The organism is Methanobacterium formicicum DSM 3637 (assembly GCF_000302455.1).
In the GTDB taxonomy this organism is placed as follows: domain Archaea; phylum Methanobacteriota; class Methanobacteria; order Methanobacteriales; family Methanobacteriaceae; genus Methanobacterium; species Methanobacterium formicicum_A.
Map to the genome: position 1 here is coordinate 552,457 of NZ_AMPO01000001.1, position 17,635 is coordinate 570,091.

General features: G+C 38.3%; 17 protein-coding genes and 1 tRNA gene. 13 read left to right on the forward strand and 5 right to left on the reverse strand.

The window, feature by feature from the left end:
* The first annotated feature begins 50 nt into the window (after positions 1 to 50).
* The 3 genes from A994_RS02580 to A994_RS02590 all read left to right on the forward strand — a co-directional run bounded on the left by A994_RS02580 (position 51) and on the right by A994_RS02590 (position 1,024).
* Positions 51 to 236 (forward strand): hypothetical protein, encoded by a 186-nt coding sequence (locus A994_RS02580; protein ID WP_004029711.1) that lies wholly within the window; start codon positions 51 to 53, stop codon positions 234 to 236.
* 145 nt (positions 237 to 381) lie between these two features.
* Complete coding sequence (locus tag A994_RS02585; RefSeq protein WP_004029712.1) at positions 382 to 564, forward strand: hypothetical protein; 183 nt, start codon at positions 382 to 384, stop codon at positions 562 to 564.
* A gap of 169 nt (positions 565 to 733) precedes the next feature.
* Positions 734 to 1,024: a DUF2769 domain-containing protein gene (locus A994_RS02590; protein WP_004029713.1), complete on the forward strand. Its 291-nt coding sequence runs from the start codon at positions 734 to 736 to the stop codon at positions 1,022 to 1,024.
* 205 nt (positions 1,025 to 1,229) lie between these two features.
* Here the strand turns inward: A994_RS02590 and A994_RS02595 are convergent.
* Positions 1,230 to 1,339: transfer RNA gene (locus tag A994_RS02595), tRNA-Met, on the reverse strand.
* A 137-nt stretch (positions 1,340 to 1,476) separates the two neighbouring features.
* Between A994_RS02595 and A994_RS02600 the strand changes: the two genes are divergently transcribed.
* Positions 1,477 to 2,307, forward strand: coding sequence for a methanogenesis marker 8 protein (locus tag A994_RS02600; protein ID WP_004029714.1), 831 nt, complete (start codon positions 1,477 to 1,479; stop codon positions 2,305 to 2,307).
* Between the two features lie 190 nt (positions 2,308 to 2,497).
* On the opposite strand, the gene A994_RS02605 is transcribed toward A994_RS02600, so the two are convergent.
* The gene (locus A994_RS02605) at positions 2,498 to 2,878 is read right to left on the reverse strand and encodes a CBS domain-containing protein (protein WP_004029715.1); all 381 of its coding nucleotides are present in this window, start codon (positions 2,876 to 2,878) and stop codon (positions 2,498 to 2,500) included.
* A 50-nt stretch (positions 2,879 to 2,928) separates the two neighbouring features.
* On the opposite strand from A994_RS02605, the gene thiC reads away from it, so the two are divergent.
* The 7 genes from thiC (at position 2,929) to A994_RS02640 (ending at position 11,007) form a co-directional block, all read left to right on the forward strand.
* Positions 2,929 to 4,203 (forward strand): phosphomethylpyrimidine synthase, encoded by a 1,275-nt coding sequence (gene thiC / locus A994_RS02610; protein ID WP_004029716.1) that lies wholly within the window; start codon positions 2,929 to 2,931, stop codon positions 4,201 to 4,203.
* A gap of 316 nt (positions 4,204 to 4,519) precedes the next feature.
* Positions 4,520 to 4,798, forward strand: a complete 279-nt coding sequence (locus A994_RS02615) for a glutaredoxin family protein (RefSeq protein WP_004029717.1) — start codon at positions 4,520 to 4,522, stop codon at positions 4,796 to 4,798.
* Positions 4,795 to 5,304 carry a ferredoxin-thioredoxin reductase catalytic domain-containing protein gene (locus A994_RS02620; protein WP_004029718.1) on the forward strand — a complete coding sequence of 170 codons (510 nt, stop codon included), beginning with the start codon at positions 4,795 to 4,797 and terminating at the stop codon, positions 5,302 to 5,304. Before A994_RS02615 ends, A994_RS02620 begins: the two co-directional genes overlap by 4 nt.
* A gap of 268 nt (positions 5,305 to 5,572) precedes the next feature.
* Complete coding sequence (locus A994_RS02625; RefSeq protein WP_004029719.1) at positions 5,573 to 6,427, forward strand: helix-turn-helix transcriptional regulator; 855 nt, start codon at positions 5,573 to 5,575, stop codon at positions 6,425 to 6,427.
* Positions 6,428 to 6,749: 322 nt separating this feature from the next.
* Positions 6,750 to 8,168 carry a PAS domain S-box protein gene (locus A994_RS02630; protein ID WP_004029720.1) on the forward strand — a complete coding sequence of 473 codons (1,419 nt, stop codon included), beginning with the start codon at positions 6,750 to 6,752 and terminating at the stop codon, positions 8,166 to 8,168.
* 489 nt (positions 8,169 to 8,657) lie between these two features.
* Complete coding sequence (locus A994_RS02635; RefSeq protein ID WP_004029721.1) at positions 8,658 to 10,331, forward strand: ATP-dependent DNA ligase; 1,674 nt, start codon at positions 8,658 to 8,660, stop codon at positions 10,329 to 10,331.
* A gap of 283 nt (positions 10,332 to 10,614) precedes the next feature.
* Complete coding sequence (locus A994_RS02640) at positions 10,615 to 11,007, forward strand: exodeoxyribonuclease VII large subunit (RefSeq protein WP_004029722.1); 393 nt, start codon at positions 10,615 to 10,617, stop codon at positions 11,005 to 11,007.
* A gap of 94 nt (positions 11,008 to 11,101) precedes the next feature.
* Here the strand turns inward: A994_RS02640 and A994_RS02645 are convergent, their stop codons facing one another.
* Together A994_RS02645 and A994_RS02650 are read right to left on the reverse strand one after the other, a co-directional pair.
* Positions 11,102 to 12,109 (reverse strand): UPF0104 family protein, encoded by a 1,008-nt coding sequence (locus tag A994_RS02645; protein ID WP_004029723.1) that lies wholly within the window; start codon positions 12,107 to 12,109, stop codon positions 11,102 to 11,104.
* A gap of 1 nt (position 12,110) precedes the next feature.
* Positions 12,111 to 12,788, reverse strand: coding sequence for a glycosyltransferase family 2 protein (locus A994_RS02650; RefSeq protein WP_004029724.1), 678 nt, complete (start codon positions 12,786 to 12,788; stop codon positions 12,111 to 12,113).
* A gap of 120 nt (positions 12,789 to 12,908) precedes the next feature.
* On the opposite strand from A994_RS02650, the gene A994_RS02655 reads away from it, so the two are divergent.
* On the forward strand, positions 12,909 to 14,345 hold the full coding sequence (locus A994_RS02655) for a 6-pyruvoyl-tetrahydropterin synthase-related protein (RefSeq protein WP_004029725.1): 1,437 nt from the start codon (positions 12,909 to 12,911) through the stop codon (positions 14,343 to 14,345).
* A 169-nt stretch (positions 14,346 to 14,514) separates the two neighbouring features.
* Here the strand turns inward: A994_RS02655 and A994_RS02660 are convergent, their stop codons facing one another.
* A complete protein-coding gene (locus tag A994_RS02660) occupies positions 14,515 to 15,948 on the reverse strand; it encodes a PIG-L deacetylase family protein (RefSeq protein WP_048204005.1) in 1,434 nt (477 codons plus the stop codon).
* A gap of 170 nt (positions 15,949 to 16,118) precedes the next feature.
* On the opposite strand from A994_RS02660, the gene A994_RS02665 reads away from it, so the two are divergent.
* Positions 16,119 to 17,585 (forward strand): 6-pyruvoyl-tetrahydropterin synthase-related protein, encoded by a 1,467-nt coding sequence (locus A994_RS02665; protein ID WP_004029727.1) that lies wholly within the window; start codon positions 16,119 to 16,121, stop codon positions 17,583 to 17,585.
* Positions 17,586 to 17,635: the final 50 nt, after the last annotated feature.

A 17,635-nucleotide genomic window follows, 5' to 3' on the forward strand; every position in this document is an offset into this window, starting at 1 on the left:
ATAATTATATATATCATAATTCGATATACTATTTGGAGGTAACTCAACTCATGGAAAACATGGTAAATGGTATCAAATCATACTTTAAAGACAGGAAAAACAGGATAGTTCACGCTTTAACTGGAATTTCAATGTTAACATTAACATTGTTTGATTCAATAAACCCTTACGTCCGGGTAGGTGTTTTTGCAGGTGCAGTGGGCTTCAACCTATTGAGGATGAGATATTTGGGTTAGTATACTAAAAGAAGTAGATTTATGTGGTTGAAATTTATTTGAATTGAATTAATGCGAATATTACATTGAATCAATATTACAAGTGAATATATTACTTCATGAATTGAGGTTAATAAATTAATGAACTGAGAGGAGTTTAAAAAGCATGAATCGTGTTATTAAAGGATTAAGAGCTTATCTAACTGATTGGAAAAACCTTTTAACCCATAGTATTGTGGGCGTGGTCATATTATTAATTGCTCTTTTTGCCCCAGTGAGTCCCTACATCAGAATTGCATTTGTAGGGGTGGTAGTTGCATTCAACGTCATCAGGATGAGATACACGTAATTGGTGTGATTATAATCGATTGAGGTGATATAACTACTGATCTGTGAAGTATGAAAATACAGATCATTTAAGAAAAAAATCATTTAAGAAAAATAACAAAGAATAATATGGAATAAATCTTGATGGTCACTTTGAATAAATGGATGGTTATTTTAGTAGGAGGGATTTTATGGACCAGTTTGAATTAGCCCTGGAAAAAATGTCTCAAATGCCAGAAGAGCAGTTTAACCAATTAATTGACATGGAAAAGAAAAAGATTTGCATATGCCAAACCTGTCCAACATATAACCAGTGTATGACTGAAAATAATGAAGCATTATTTTGTATTTTAGGTAAAAGTAACTGTGAAGTTGATCAGGTAGAATGTATTTGTTCCCAGTGTCCTGCCCACAGTAATTTTGAAATGAAACATGAATTGTACTGCACTGAAGGTTCTGAAAAAGAACAACGTTTGAAATGATTATAAATAATTATTTTTTTATTTAATGGTTTTTGAGGATAGAAATAGAGTTTTGTTAATAGGATTGAGTGTTTTATAGGATACTTTGGACTGTTTTTAGTTAAAAGATTCAACTCTTTTTAGATAACAAAATATTTTTTTAGATAACAATATATTTGAAAAAATTCCTGAAAATTAGGAATACATTAAAATAGTGATAATAAAGTGCCGGGGGCGGGATTCGAACCCGCGACCTCGCGGTATCCCAGGAAAAAGTCAGAGCACTTGCTTAATACCCTATGAGCCGCGCGCTCTAACCAGCTGAGCCACCCCGGCATGGCTTATATCCTGTTCATTCTCATCTAATTTAAAGTTTTCTATAGGAAGAATGAGCATACTTATTCTATGAATTGCTTATATTTAATAATCACTTTTATGTTTTCAGTACTTATTGTGTTTTCAGGTGAATAAAAATGGATGAACATGTGATTGAAGCCCTGGGTAAAACCAGAGTTAAAATTAAAGACGGAAAAGTAGTCGAGGTGGGGGAGCCAAAAATAGAATACTGCCCTATATTTGATAAATACAGGGGTATAAAAAAGCTCACTGCTAAAGATGTAAGGGAAAACATCGAATTTAGAATAAATGATTTTGGTTTTTGCACCGGTGAGAGAACCCTGAGAATGCAGGATTTCCTCTCTTTCGGGGTTTCAGAAACCCTTAATACTGCAGTTGAAGCAGGAAAAATCGATGCTGTGGTAACGGTATGTGAAGGATGCGGTACAGTAATATTAACTGAACCTGAACTCATTCAGGGTATTGGGGGTCGAGTATCTGGCCTGGTAAGCACAACTCCTATTGGAGATGTTGTCAAGCTTTTAGGTGTCGAAAATATACTGGATCCTGAAACAGCAGAGATTAACCAGATCAAAGGTGTTAAAAAAGCAATTAAAATGGGATTTAAGAAGATAGCAGTCACTCTGGTTTCTGCAGCAGATGCAAAGAGTATCCGGGAGCTTGAAGAACAGAATCCAAATATTGAAATATACATTTTCGTGGCCCATGTAACTCAGATTTCTGAAGAAGATGCCGAAAGTTTGTTTAAATATGCTGATGTGATAACTGGCTGTGCTTCTAAATGTATCCGGGAAATAGGTGAAGATCAAGCTTATTTCAGGGCAGGAGAATCTATACCAATATATGGAGTTACTGAAGATGGTGAGAAATTCCTTAAAATGAGAATTAAAAAGATCGGAGGATTAAAAGATAAGAAAGATCCAAAGATTCCCAAACCATTACTCTAGCCCAACTCTAAATTTAGATGGGTACTTTATTAACTGGATTTTATGAAAAATAATTAAAGATTACCGAAGGATTTTATAAAAATAATTAATATGGAAAAACTGGTAGTGAAGAGTAAGAATTTATTAACAATGTTAAAAAATTAACAATGTTAAAATTATTTAAAAAAGGATATTTAAAAAAGGATTTTAGTTATTCCCCAGAATCAGCTAGTGCACGGATAAGTGAGCTCTGGGTTATGAGTCCCACCAGGTTACCATCTTCAACTACTGGAATTCTCTGGAAACCTTTATCTGCCATGATCCGGGTAATAATCATGACTGGAGTGTCTCTATTTACTACCTCGAGGTCTTTACTCATTAAATCGCCTACTTTAAGGCCCAAAGACTCCCCACCAGCCAGTAAAACATCTCGATGGGTTATTATTCCCACCAGCTGTTTTTCATTAACCACTGGCAGTCCTCCCACATTGCAGCGCATCATCTTCAGTTTGGCTGCTGCTACCAGGTCATTGGGTGAGGTAACATGCACTTCCTTGATCATGATATCTTTAGCATGCAATTTTTTTATCATAATATTTAATTTTCAACTACTTCCTAATATATGAAACGAGGGTGAGAAAAGTGACTCAGTTGTACCACGCTGGCAAGGGCCAGATCACAGACGAAATACGAAAAGTAGCAGAATATGAAGGCATAGATGTTCAAAAACTCACAAAAAGAGTTGCTAAAGGTCATGTGGTGATTCCAAGTAATAAAAACCGGAACACCAAACCCTGTGGGGTAGGCAGGGGACTCAGTACCAAGATCAACGCCAATTTGGGATCCTCCCCTGAACTTGAAAATGTGCAATTAGAAGTAAAAAAGGCTAAAATAGCAGTTGAATACGGGGCCGATGCAGTGATGGATCTTTCCACTGGACCCAAATTCCGTGAAGTGCGTAAAGCAGTAATGGAAGCTACAAATATTCCAATCGGAACTGTCCCCATATACCAGGCCGGGATAACTGCATCTCAGATGAAGGATGCTGTGGTTAACATGGATGCCGATGACATGTTCCGGGCTATTGAAGAACAGGCACTGGAAGGAGTGGACTTCATGACGGTGCACAGTGGCATCACCCTGGACACCGTGGAAAAAGTCAAAAGATCCGAGAGGATCATGGGAGTAGTAAGCAGGGGAGGGGCCTTTTTAACCGCCTGGATACTTCATAACCAGGAAGAAAACCCATTGTATAAAAATTATGATTACCTGCTGGAAATCGCCCGTGAACACGACGTGACTCTCTCGCTGGGTGATGGTCTCAGGCCAGGTTGTCTGGCTGATGCCTCGGACATACCACAAATTGGTGAGCTCCTGATCCTGGGAGATCTGGTTAAACGTGCCCGAGAGGCAGATGTGCAGGTCATGGTAGAAGGACCCGGACACGTACCCTTAAACCAGGTGGAAGCCAACATGCAAATTCAGAAAACAGTCTGTAAAGGTGCTCCATTCTATGTTTTAGGGCCAATAGTAACTGATCTTGCACCAGGATACGATCACATAACTTCTGCCATTGGAGGGGCCCTGGCAGCCCGTGCAGGTGCTGATTTCCTGTGTTACGTTACTCCTGCTGAACATCTTTCCATACCTGGATTGCAGGATGTCAAAGAGGGTGTTGTTGCGTCAAAAATAGCTGCACAGGCTGCAGATGTTGCAAATGGGCTTGAAAGTGCCTGGGCCAAAGAAATGGAAATGGCAAGTGCCCGGAAAAATTTTGACTGGGAAAAACAGTACCAACTTTCCTTTGATGCTGAAAAGGCTAGAAAATGCCGTGAAAGGAAACCCACTCCGGAAAGTGACATGTGCACCATGTGCGGAGAATTTTGTGCCCTGAGAATGGTACGAGACAATATATAACCTCTAATAATTTACATAAGGATAAATCAATCCCGAACTAGGGGACAGATAGTCAAAAACAGGAATAATCGGTTAAGAATAACTTGGTATAATATCACTTATTTTTTTATTACCAGTTTATTAATACAAGATGTAACATAATAAAAGATGGAATTATGATAAATAATGGTCAATTGATCCCGATGATGAGGGTAAACCCATCTGGAAATGAGATTATAGCTTGAAATGAGGTATATCTGGAAATAATGGTATATTCCCATTTGACATGATGGAATTCTCATCTAGAACTGTAATATTCTAAAAAGGAGGAAATCAAATGCCAATGCAACATGTTGATGGTGAAAACAAAGGTAAAACAGTCCTTTTTGCTTTAAGTACCTGTGGATGGTGTAAAAAAACTCGAATGCTCCTGGAGGATCTGGGAGTGGAATATGATTATATCTACGTGGATCTTCTGGAAGGAGAAGAAAGACAGGAAATAATCCAGCAGGTGGAAAAGTGGAACTCTCAACTTTCATTTCCTACCCTGGTTATAGATGATAAGGAAACCATTGTTGGGTTCAATGAAGATAAAGTGAGGGAGATCTTGGGATGAACCCTTATAACATCACTGCAGATGATGTAAACAGGTTTTACGAGAAATCCAAAGAAGAAGCAGAGGCTTTCGGTTATCATTTGAATCCAGATGAAGCATTCACCAAGGAACTTTTGGAAAGCATCCTCATAAATCAGGATCGTTATGGTTACGGGGCCTGTCCCTGCCGTCTGGCATCAGGAATTAAGGATGAAGACCTGGATATAATCTGTCCCTGTGACTATCGTGATCCAGACCTTGATGAATTTGGAGCATGCTACTGTGGACTGTACATCTCCAGTGAAGTCCTCCATGGAGAAAAAAAGCTAACTTCCATACCTGAGAGAAGACCAGGGCCCAGCCAAAGACAATCAGCTAAACAAACCGCACAAAAACAAACATTAAACTCTCTTCCCTTACCAGTGTGGAGATGTAAGGTTTGCGGGTATCTGTGTGCTCGTGAAGAACCCCCGGAAACATGTCCCATATGTAAAGTAGGAAAAGAAAGGTTTGAAAGGTTTATTTAAGATAAATGTTAATTAATAAACGTTAAACATTTATCCATTTTTTATAAACTCTTTTTTTCCATAATTTTTTTGGTATGGTTTTTAATAATCAATTTTACCCCTTATTAACCATCTTTAAATAGTACAGGTTAAGGGAATATTTATTAATCTCTAATACTCATATGATTAAGCAACTTAAATTAAGGTCATAAGAATCAACAATGAAATCATTGAATAAAATCATAAATTGATAGTTAAAATCCCCTTACCAAAAAAAGGTGGAAGTGAAATGGACTACATGTTTGAACTCTACGAGCAAGTTAAAGATGATATGAAGTTTTTTATAGCCTCAGATGTGAGGGCTAAGATATTAATTAGTTTAATAAGTGGATCTAAGAATTTAGCGGATTTACGTAAGGAGATCCATCTAAGTTCATCCACTATTCTACATGGAATGAATCAACTGGAACAGAAAAATTTCATTTTCCGAGAATCAGGACACTACTCACTATCACAGACTGGAGAAGTTGTAGCTAACAAATTAATTGATGTTATGAGGTCTTTCTATTCCCTGAATCTATGTGAAGGTCTTTTCTTAAACCATGATATCAGCTGCATACCTCCAGAACTTTTCAAAGACATAGGTTGCCTGGAAAAATCAGTTATAGTGAAATCCACCAGTACCAATATCATGAGGCCCCAGGAAGTTTTATCAGAATTCTTATCAAAAAGCAAAAACTTTAAACAACTCACCTCTGTTTACAACCCGTCAAGTATCAAAATTTTCCTGGAAACCCTGGAAAAGGATGGTAAAGTTGAACTTATCATGACGGAAGGAATCATTGATAAATTAGTGGAAAATGTGGGGAAAGAAAAACTGGAAAAATGGATCAATGATGGTAAACTGCAGCTAATGGAAACAGATGAAGATGTGAAGATCTCCCTGACCACCGGGGACAACTTCATTGCCCTGGGTCTTTTTTCAGCTGACGGGGCTTATGATCTGAATATTTCTTTAATCAGTCATGGTGAAGAAGCTATTTCATGGGGTAACCGGTTATTTGACCATTACTTCCAGCAATCTACTCCAGTTAAAGTGGGAGCACTGGAACTGCACGAGAAGATACTGGCCATAGAAAAATAATTCAGGGTATTATTTTTTACCCCTATTTTTCCTAACTACTTTTTATTCTAATTAGTTATTTTTCAATTACTTTTCACTCTACGAATTTTTCGTATTTTTAATTAATTATAAAGATTTTTATCAAGTTTTGACTATTTTCCATTAAATTCCAATGAAATAATCCGTTTATGGGCCTTTTTGCCCTAGATCTTTTTATTTTATAAAATAAATTTAGTTTATCAATATGAACAAGAGTCATTGGCAAATAAAAAATAACTATAAATGTGATTGATCTATACCAATAATATCTGAAATCTTAATAAATAATACTCTGTGGGATGTTATGGCCGAAGAAATAAGAGTTTTAATACTGGAAGATGTGCCATTGGACGCTGAACTAATAGAAACTCAGCTCAAAAGGGAGGGCCTCCAATTCACATCCAAGATCGTGGAAAAAGAAGGGGATTACCGGAGGGAACTGGTGGAGTTCAAGCCGAGCATCATCCTGGCAGACCATTCACTGCCTCAATTTGATGGAATTACTGCCATGAACCTGGCCAGGGAAATCACTCCCCACACACCATTCATCTTTGTAAGCGGGAAAATAGGTGAAGATTTCGCGGTTGAAATGCTTAAAGAAGGTGCAACTGATTATGTTCTTAAAAATAACCTCTCAAAACTACCTCACTCTGTTGTGAGGGCGTTGAAAGAAGCTAAAGAAAAAATTGAAAAATTAGCTGCTGAACAGGCCCTCAAGGAACGTGAGGAAAAATACAGGACTCTTTTTGAATATTTCCCCAACTACGTAGTTGTTCTGGGATTGGATGGTAAGATCGTTGATCTTAATCATGCTGCCGCCAAGTTCAGTCCATTATCCCGAGACGACACCATTGGAATGTATTTCACTGATCTCCAGTCCATCACCGGGGAAGATTCTCCCTACTATAATGAACTATTTTCCAGATATCTAAATGGAGAAGAAGTAGGGCCATTTGAGTCACGTTTGATCTCCAGGGAAGGGGAAATACGTTTAATGGAGGTTTATCCGGCACCTTTACTTAAAAATGGGGAATTGTTTGCAGTTCAGGTCATAGCTCAGGATATCACCGAACGAAAAAAGGCAGAAACCGAAATAAATGCGTCCTTAAAAGAGAAAGAAATGCTTTTAGGTGAGATCAACGGGAGAGTTAGTAATTATATGAGTATGATCTCCAGCCTTCTGGAACTCCAATCAGTTTACATGAAGGATGAAGAAAATCGGGGAGTTTTAAAGGATAGTAAAAACAGGGTTAAATCCATGTTACTCATCCACGATGGATTCTCACTGTCTGAAGATTTTGCTCTTATCGATTTTTCACAGTACATCAAAAAACTCATAGAACTCATTATCACCTCATACCACGTGGACACCGACCGGATTAAAGTGAAAACCCGTACTGATGGGCTGATGCTGGATATTGACGCAGCTATCCCCTGTGGATTAATCCTCAATGAACTTTTGACCAATGCAGTGAAACACGCATTCCCTGGAAACAGTGAAGGGGAAATTTGCGTGGAATTCGGGCTTGATAATCATGAAAATAATGTACTGATAATCAAAGATAATGGTGTGGGACTCCCCTCCAGCATTGAATTTAAAGAAAGTGGAACCATGGGCTTCCAGCTGGTGAACGCTCTGATAAACCAGTTAAAAGGCAGTGTAATACTTTCAAGGGATAAGGGAACCACTTTCCAGATTATATGGTCTGAATCTGAGTATTAATAAAATAAAAAATTGTTTTAGTTTAGAGAGTTCATTTAGAGATGAGTCCCTTTAGGTTTTTCTTGGGTTCTCTAATTTTTGATTCTCTAAAGTTTTTTAACAGAATTTTCTAGATCTCTATATAGATATTTAGATTCTCTAAAACTTTTATTTCTAGATTTCTCCTACAGTTATTTAGATTCTTTAAAACCTTTATTTCTAGATATTTCTATAGGTACTCTAAATTTCTATATGGAGTATTCTGGATCCCTTTAAGGATATTCTAACTCTTCTCATGAATTTTTTTAATGGAATTTACCTGTTCTGTATTATGAAATTCTTCCAAAAACTCAAGTGTATGACACCTTTAGAATTATCAGGGAATTTATTTATTTTAAAATCTCCTGAAAAAAATTGTAAATTTAAATAACATTGGCTTAATAATTTTTATCTGAGTAAAAAGTTTACAAATGTTGAAAACAGTTAAGTGAGTTTGAGGGTGATATTTCAATGCTTTACAATGATTTAGTGGAAGTCTACCATGATCTGGACTCCACCACCAAACGTCTGGAGAAAACAGATATACTGGCTAATTTTTTAGCTAAAGTGGGAGATGAAGAACCGGAACTCCTCCCCACAGTAACATTAATGGCTCTCGGTCGAATTTTCCCCACATGGAGTGAGGAAGAACTGGGAATTGGATCCAAACTACTGATGAAAGCTATTTCTCAGGCAGTGGGTGTTTCTCCAGAGGATGTGGAGAACCGGATGAGAGACACCGGAGATATTGGTATGGCTGCAGAGGAGCTATACCAGAAGAAAAGCCAGGTAACCTTGTTCAGCAGACCACTCACCATTGGGAAAGTTCACCGCAATCTGGTGAAAATGGCCGAGATTTCAGGTAACCGGGCTCAGTTTAAAAAAATAGACTATTTAATGGAGCTTTTATCCTCAGCAGCTCCTGCTGAGGCCAAATACATCACCAGAACCGTTCTGGAAGAACTTCGAGTGGGTGTGGGTGAAGGAACCATCAGAGATGCTATTTCCCAGGCATTTAACATACCCAAAGAAGTTACGGAAAGAGCCCACATGTTAACCAATGACATGGGACTGGTGGCTGAGGTGGCCCGGATGGAAGGAGAGGAAGGCCTGCGTAAATTAACCTTAAAACCTGGAAAACCAGTTAAACCCATGTTAGCACAGTTATCTCCTGGTATAAGGGTGAGTGTGGAGGAAATGGGATGGGCAATCTGTGAAACCAAATACGATGGTATAAGGGTTCAAATTCACAGACACGGTGATAAAATTGATATTTTCACCAGAAGGCTGGAAAATATCAGCCTGGCACTTCCTGAAATCTCTGATTACATTGAAAAATCTCTTCCTCATGAAGATTTCATTGTAGAGGGTGAAATAATTGCCAGCAGGGATGGAAAACCAATTTCATTCCAGTACATGCTTCAAAGGGTGCGTAGAAAGTATGAAATCGATAAAATGGTTTCTAAAATCCCGTTAACTGTCTATCTGTTTGATGTACTTTATTATGGTGGGCCCATCCTGGATGAACCTCTCCAGGAGAGGAGGAAAATCCTGGAGTCAATAGTTAAAGTAGAATCAGGTAAGCTGGAGCTTTCAGCCCAGGTAAAAGTAACTCCAGAAGAGATTCACAAGGCTCAAGATCTCTTTGAACGCTCAATCAAAGGAGGTCACGAGGGGATCATGATAAAAGATCCTCATGCACCCTACATGCCGGGCATAAGGGGTAAAAAGATGCTTAAATTAAAAGCAGAACCAGAAACACTGGATCTGGTGGTGGTAGGGGGAACTTATGGTAAAGGTAAACGGGCTCATTTCATTGGCTCTTACCTGATGGCTATTCAGGATGAGAATAACCAGCTCAAACCTCTGGCTTATGCTGCCACAGGGTTGGATGATAACACATTGATGGAGCTTTCCAAGATGGTAGAACCCCTTATAATAACTAAAGATGGCAGACAGGTGAAGATAGAGCCTTCAGTAATTCTTGAAATTGCTTTCAGTGAAATAGTGGAGAGTCCAGAGTCTGAAACTGGATATTCTCTCAGGTTCCCTGTGGTTAAAAGAATTCGCAATGATCTGGGTCTGGATGAAATCGATACACTGGATAGAATTGAATCTATCTTCAGAAACTCCCAGAAAAGCTGAAATATGTGCCAGCTGAATATTATGCAAGATAGGAATTATGCAAAATTAAGAAACTTCAGACCATAAATAGAAGTTTCAATCTTATTTTTTTAATTCTCTTAGTAAACTGGTTTTATCCTTTGCATGGGTCAATTTATTGTTAAGATTGTCTATTTAATCTATGGTACCCATTAATCTTTGGTCATTTATTTAATTCTGGTCACCTATTCAATCTCTGTTCACGTACAGTTTATAACCCAATTACTTATTAACAATAACTGCTAATAGTAATACTGTGGTTGTGATGGAGGACAAGAAAATCTTCAGGCTGGCTTTATTCACTGCTATTTTTGGGTTGGTGGGAATGATGGTCTCTGCCAATTATATAATGCCTCAAACAGTCCAGATTAAAGATATGAATCGGGGAATGCTTGATAAAGAGGTTTCAGTTGAGGGTCTGGTGACCAGTGTCAGTCAATCCCAGAAGGGAGGAACCTATTTTCTGGATTTGATGGATGGAACTGGAAAAACAAAGGTGGTTATATTTGAGAGTGTGGCATCTGAAATCCAGAAAACCAATATAACTCCTCAAAACTTTATTAATCGGCGTGTAAAAATTGATGGAAAAGTCACAGAATATCAGGGTAGTCTGGAAGTGGTGCTCAAGGATGCCAGCTCATTAAAGATAGTAGCATGAAAAACATGCCCTGATTTATTTAATCAGGGTAATTTATTGTTGAAAGGAATTATGTTTAATCAGGAATTTATTGTTTGAAATAATATTTTTTAGTTTAGTCCTGTTTAGACGACTTCAAACCAATGGTGTATCCTTTGATCTCATCCAAAATATCCTTGGCATAGTAAGATGCAAATATTATTCCCAATGCACTGACTACCCAGAATGAGGCTAAACGATCCACCATAGCTATACTTCCACCCACTGCACTGGAAACTCCGAAAATAACGAACAAACCGGTTAATGACAGTTCAATGGAACCAATACCTCCTGGTAGGGCAGATACTATTCCGATTATGTTGGCCAGGAGGAAGATGATTATAATGGCCACGAAGTTGATTTCAACATTGAAAGCAACAAAAACAATGTACAAACGCACACATTCCAGAAGCCAGCTAGCAGCAGTTAACACGAACACTACTGCCAAATTCTTGAAACTGCTGAAGGTTTTGGTGTACTCGATCATGCTGCGCAGCCCCTGGGTGAATTTATTGTATAAGTTCTCCACCACTTCTTCAGAGATGGGTAAAAATCGCACTATGAAATGAACACGATTATAAATCCAGATACTGGTGTCTTCTCTCCAGTTTATCAGGTAAATAACAGCTAAAAGTCCAAAAGAAGCTAAACCTCCCATAATTGCTATTATTCTTACCTTTGGAAGTAAACAAGCACATATCAATAATAAAATTGCCCCTATTGCTCCATCGAAGAACCTTTCGGTTAAACCTGCTGATAAACCCTCTGAAAGGCTTATTCCATTGATTTTTTTACCAGCAACAGCATTTAAAACCTCCCCTCCACTGCGCATAGGAGTGAAGTTACCTGCAAAAAGTCCAATGGTCTTGACAATGAAATTTTTCTTGAATTCCCAGGGTTGATTTATGATGTAACCCCAACGTAGGGAGCGGATCCAAACCACAAAAAGATGTACTCCGACTGCCAGTAGTATTAACCATGGATTGGCTGTTTTAATAACGTCCCACATTTGTTGGGGGCCAATCCAGATTATCAGAAGTGCCAGTAACAGGATACTTACCAGGAAAACATAGTACCTTTTCAAACTAGATCCTCCGCAGTAATTTGCGCACTAAAAGGCGCAGGGTGAACATCACATAATGCACAACATGTCTTGTGCGCACATAAGACTTTTCATTACCGTAAATGCACTGTATGGGTCTTTCAGACACTACCAGGTTATTTTCTGATGCCCGACAAAGTACTTCTGATTCATAAACATAATCATTGTAGGGTATATCAACAAAAAATGGGGCTGCCTTTTTGGATATTACTCTGAAACCGCACTGACTATCGGTGATGTGGTAACCAGTCACAAATCTTATCAGTCGGGTGGTTATTCCATTGGAAAGACGGCGCTGCAGGGGCATGTGTTGTGGGGGCATGTTCAGGAAACGGGAACCGATTAACAGATCAACACCTTCCATTCCATCCAGGAGGAGGGGTATGCACCGGGGGTCATGCTGACAATCACCATCCAGAAGAACCATGAGATCGTAATCATCTGAAATGGCACTTTTAAGTCCAGTTTTAATAGCCGCACCTTTTCCAATGTTTTTATTATGTTTTAAAACATTTGATTTTGCAGTTATTGCAAGTGCGGATGTCTCATCAGTGGATCCATCATCTACAACTAGAACATCCGAATATTTTTTAACACCATTAACCACATGGGCAATGGTGTTTTCTTCGTTGTAAGCAGGAATAATAGTTATGATTCTCATTTAAATATCCTGTAATCATTAATGGTAATTAACAAGTCTTAATTGAAATTAACAAAGTTAGCAATAATATTATATTATAAATTTAAATATTTTCATTCAATATAAAGTCATGGTGTCCCAATGAACTATCCTCAAATATTGCGAGAAAAACCTGTTTTATTACTATTGATCCCGGCTTTAGCCGCATTTTTCATAGCACTGATTCCTACCCTAAAGTATCAATGGCCATTGGGTGGGGATATTTTTTATCATGTTCATCTGGCTAAACTTTACATGGAACAGGGACTGGTTTACTGGGATCCCTTAACATCCGCACCATACGGGCGTCCTATTTTTTATCCCCCTATTTTTCATTTGTTATTGCTTTCAGTGGGCCTTATCTTCGGGGACATGTTCACTGCAGCCCGGGTTTTACAACCAGTACTAACTCTGTTCTTATTTTTATCCTTTGCTTATGTAGCATACAAACTTTACGAAAGTGTCTTGGTAGGGGTTACTGCAGGATTCTTTATATTTTTCAGTGTGGTTTTCCAGAGATTTATTCTACCTGGCCCTGAAAACCTGGCCCTCATACTGTTTCCCCTGGTTATCTATGGATTCTATCTTTCCACTCAAAATAAGAGCTATAAATATGCTTCAATATCGGGCATCATTGCAGGAGTGGTATTTTTAACCCACATGTTATCAGCTTCCTTTCTTGTTCTAGTATCATCTATTTACGCTATTTTAATCAGCTTAAAGGATAAATCGATTTTAAAATACTGGCTGGTATTTGTTGTTTCCACCCTCCTGGTGGCATCTATCTGGTGGGCACCATTACTACTTAAATATGGTCTTGTTTTCAATTCAGGTGGAGATTCTCCATACCTGGTGAGTTTGTTAAGTTATCCCAAGTTTTTCGGTGTTTTAACACTCCTGTTCGCATTTTTCGGTGCTATTAGAATGATTAAAAGAAGATCCAGGCAGGATATTCTGATCTTAATTTCTTTAATATCTATTTTACTGGTTAGTAACCTGAATTATCTGGGAGTACCCATCCTAAGTAATCGTTTTTTAACATTTGCCCTTTTTCCCCTGGTAGTTATGGCGGGGGTGGGAGTTAAACACTTAAAAACTGTAATTGACCAAAAAAACATCTCCCAAAATTTTTACGCTATTTTCATAGCCTGTGTATATGTTTCATCGGTTATGATTGGGTATTCCATGCTGGCTGATGTTGACAGTGGCTTTTTATGGTTAAGAGCCTCGGATGGTGAACTGGATATTGCAGAATGGTTCCAGGAAAACGGTGACAAAAAGGGCGTGGTAGTAGCCTATAACTTCAGAGATCCGTTTATAGTAGCTATAAGCAGACAACCAGTAGCAACAGGGGGTTATGGTCAGGGAATAGTACATACTCTTGATATCCAGAAGTATGCTGATGGTGGGATGAATCAATCCGATTACATAAAAGATAATGTGGGATATGTAGTTCTCCCTTCAGGTATGAATGCTCCACCGTATACTACACTGGCATATAAAAACAGCTATTATCAAATATTCACTTTCAACAGATGATAAATGGATTTAAGGAGATTAAACTTAAATCTCCCTTTTTAAGTAATCTGCCTACAGAACAATCCTTATTTAATATGATCTAGATAATCCGGAATCAGCTAATCAAGTGTCCGTTTACGTTAGATATTTTTATTTACTTTCTATTTCAAGTTACCTTACTTTAGATATTTCAAGCTACCTTAAGCTCTCTCCAGGCAGATAAGTCCATCAATTGCCCATTTTTATCATTGACATCGGTGTTCATCATCAAAAAGGATACATTCTTAAAAATATTCAGGGGTATCTTCAACACCAATATGTTGCCCTGGACTTCAGCTGTGGCATTATTTTCAGGCTGGAGGTTGTTAACAGATTTTTTTTCATAGACTGCAGTACCATTTTGAACTTTAACATCCAAGCGTTTGAATTGTCCATTTTCCAGTAATCGGAAATGGTACTGGTAAATAAGTTCCCCATTGATTTGGTGAGTGGAGTTTATTACAATGTAACAGTTTTCATTATCACGTGCTACTCTCACTGAACTCATTTCATCAGAAGTTTTTAGGGTTTTGGTATTATAATCATACCTCACATCTTCAAATGAAGATGAAGGCATTCCTGTCTTTGTAAAATTCGTAGAACTGATTATTTGGGCGTTAACTGTTTGTGGAATAATGAATAGTTCATTAGTCCTGATGAAAGATTTCAAATAACCCTTGGTGAGGGAAAGGGGAAGTCCATAGGAGTTAACGGCTTCTTCTTTTGCTTTTTCTTCATCTGAAGTTAGTGGGGTCTCAATCCAGCTAATATTCTGGCTCTGCAGTTCTTGAGGGGGTGTTAAGTTGAGGGAAGGCTGATAATTGGGAGGTGAAGGCCATTTAGTCCCTCCCTTATGAACCAGATAGGTGTAGATCGTTCCTTTGAAGTTGGTTGCAGCTGCAGAATACATTACAAATGCATTGGTGGCCCAGTGGTCACGATGTTCATCCAATCCATCTGGAACAATGATGATTGTGGGTTTAAAATCATTCATTATCTGTTTCAAGTTTTCCGCAACATTCGATCCAGTGTAAGTGACGTTTGGTTGGTAGGTGAAATTGTAAGGAGAATGATCGAAATGATTGAAGGGTGTGTTGCTTTGATATGGTTTATCAGGATCCCAGTAATCCTCAAATAGAAATCTGAGGCCAGTATCAGGATAACCCAGAAAAATGATGTTGCTGGTATTGACTCCCAATTTACTCAGGGCACTGGTAGTTTCCTGGTACCTTAATTCTGCAATTCCCGTGGAATTGCTTTTGTTACTTTTTTCAAGATACTGAGACAGTTCATCTGGTGTGGCTGCACTGCTCCCGTCAGTCATCACCACCACCATAACAGTGGCATTCAAATCTCTGGCCCTTTTAATCAAACCTCCAGCAGCAAGTGATTCATCATCGGGGTGGGGAGCAAAAACCAGGATTCTATCATTACTATGAATTTCAGGCATTTGAGCGTATCCGGGGGTATTCAGATAGGTTAAAAATAAACAGATTACACTAATAATCGCGATTAAACCTAAAACAATTAAAAAGAGTTTTTTAAGGTTTGACTTTGGAGAAGATTGAGGTGAATTGGTAGTCATATCCGGTACCTTTAATCCTTTTTCTTAGCTTTATATAATGATTGTTAATAAAATTATTTTTAAATTAATCCTGACCCAAGTTATTTATGTTTAAATCAATAACTTCCAATTAAATACTCTCTAAAGTTTACTTTACTATTGTACTGTTCATCATCCTCACAGGTGTGCTAATGGAATATGAAAAAATAACTAAAAATAAGTCTGTTCTGTTACTTTTGATTCCTGCCATTCTGGCATTCATCATTGCTCTTATTCCCACTTTAAAGTACCAGTGGCCCTTAAGCTGGGATATATATTACCATGTTCACCTGGCCAAGCTTTACATGGAACAGGGACTCACCTTCTGGGACCCTTTAACCTATGCACCATTTGGCAGGCCAATCTTCTATCCTCCCTTGTTCCATTACCTCCTTGCGGCATTAGCAGCCCTTTTGAAAGCTGATCCATTCCAGATCGCCCGTTATCTTCAACCAGTTTTTGCATTTTCCCTGGTTTTATCATTCACCTACGTTACCCGCCAGTTTTACAACTTAAGGGTGGCCCTACTGGCTGGATTTTTCCTGTTTTTTACATCAGTATTCCACCGGGCCATGTTACCATTACCTGAAACTCTGGCTTTAATCTTCTTTCCCCTGGCGGTTTACTTTTACTACCGTGCATTGGAAGGTGATGATCATAGATTTGCTGTTTTAGGGGGTATTATCGGTGGATTAATGATGTTAACCCATAACTTAACTGGATTAATAATGCTGGGGGTGGTACTGCTTTTCACATTATCACTCAAACTGCGGAAGGATAAGGTGGATTACTCCTCATTAGGAATATTCCTGGGATTTACCCTCATAGTGGCTGCGTTATGGTGGCTTCCCCTATTGATCCAGTATGGATACACTTTCCACAACCCTCAGGCAGTTTTCCAGGGTCCGGTAGAATATTTAATCATTTTGGCCAAGACATTAGGAGTTCCAGCCCTGATATTTGCTGTTTTGTGGGTAATTATTCGGATTAAAGGATTTAAAGAAAATAGTATGAAAAGATGGGCTGAAAAATTGTCCCGAAAGGATATTTTAATAATTACCTGGACTTTATTCCTGTTAATATTAAGTAATGCGTATATTTTGGGATTTTCCATACTCATAGATCGAATACTGAATTTTGCAGTCTTTCCAGTGATGATTATGGCTGCACTGGGCTTGGAATACATCCACACCTGCAGTACCAAACCAAGTTACGAAAAAATATACAAAGTTCTAATTATCATTTTAATTATCTTTGCAGTTTGTTCAGGATTATTTTATGCCCTATCTGTAAAACCAATGGTCACTGACTCTCAAAGAGATTTAGCCCAGTGGTTTGCGGACAATGGGGATGGTAAGAGTGTGGTCATGTCCATCACTGAAGGCCTTGATCCGGTGATTGTCTCGGTATCCAGGCAACCAGTTTCCACAGGGGGTTACCAGCCGGGCATGGTTAAAGTCCTTGATCGAAACCTTTACTACAGTGGAAATTTCACAGAAGAAGATGTAAAAAGGGATAATATTGGATACTTTGTAGAACAGTCTCCGATATCTCATCCGGGTTATTTCACTCTGGTTTACCAGAACAAAGATTATAAAGTCTGGAGGGTAGATATTTAGATGTAGCAGTTATGTTAATTAATCATCCCTAGATCGATTAGTTATGTTAG

What these genes read in the sequence shown, in the direction of transcription:
- A994_RS02580 (WP_004029711.1), top strand. Translation starts at nt 51, where the DNA reads ATGGAAAACATGGTAAATGGTATCAAATCATACTTTAAAGACAGGAAA.
- A994_RS02605 (WP_004029715.1), bottom strand. Translation starts at nt 2,878, where the DNA reads ATGATAAAAAAATTGCATGCTAAAGATATCATGATCAAGGAAGTGCAT.
- A994_RS02650 (WP_004029724.1), bottom strand. Translation starts at nt 12,788, where the DNA reads ATGAGAATCATAACTATTATTCCTGCTTACAACGAAGAAAACACCATT.
- A994_RS02630 (WP_004029720.1), top strand. Translation starts at nt 6,750, where the DNA reads ATGGCCGAAGAAATAAGAGTTTTAATACTGGAAGATGTGCCATTGGAC.
- A994_RS02590 (WP_004029713.1), top strand. Translation starts at nt 734, where the DNA reads ATGGACCAGTTTGAATTAGCCCTGGAAAAAATGTCTCAAATGCCAGAA.
- A994_RS02600 (WP_004029714.1), top strand. Translation starts at nt 1,477, where the DNA reads ATGGATGAACATGTGATTGAAGCCCTGGGTAAAACCAGAGTTAAAATT.
- A994_RS02655 (WP_004029725.1), top strand. Translation starts at nt 12,909, where the DNA reads ATGAACTATCCTCAAATATTGCGAGAAAAACCTGTTTTATTACTATTG.
- A994_RS02615 (WP_004029717.1), top strand. Translation starts at nt 4,520, where the DNA reads ATGCCAATGCAACATGTTGATGGTGAAAACAAAGGTAAAACAGTCCTT.
- A994_RS02665 (WP_004029727.1), top strand. Translation starts at nt 16,119, where the DNA reads ATGGAATATGAAAAAATAACTAAAAATAAGTCTGTTCTGTTACTTTTG.
- A994_RS02660 (WP_048204005.1), bottom strand. Translation starts at nt 15,948, where the DNA reads ATGACTACCAATTCACCTCAATCTTCTCCAAAGTCAAACCTTAAAAAA.
- A994_RS02635 (WP_004029721.1), top strand. Translation starts at nt 8,658, where the DNA reads ATGCTTTACAATGATTTAGTGGAAGTCTACCATGATCTGGACTCCACC.
- A994_RS02625 (WP_004029719.1), top strand. Translation starts at nt 5,573, where the DNA reads ATGGACTACATGTTTGAACTCTACGAGCAAGTTAAAGATGATATGAAG.
- A994_RS02620 (WP_004029718.1), top strand. Translation starts at nt 4,795, where the DNA reads ATGAACCCTTATAACATCACTGCAGATGATGTAAACAGGTTTTACGAG.
- A994_RS02640 (WP_004029722.1), top strand. Translation starts at nt 10,615, where the DNA reads ATGGAGGACAAGAAAATCTTCAGGCTGGCTTTATTCACTGCTATTTTT.
- A994_RS02585 (WP_004029712.1), top strand. Translation starts at nt 382, where the DNA reads ATGAATCGTGTTATTAAAGGATTAAGAGCTTATCTAACTGATTGGAAA.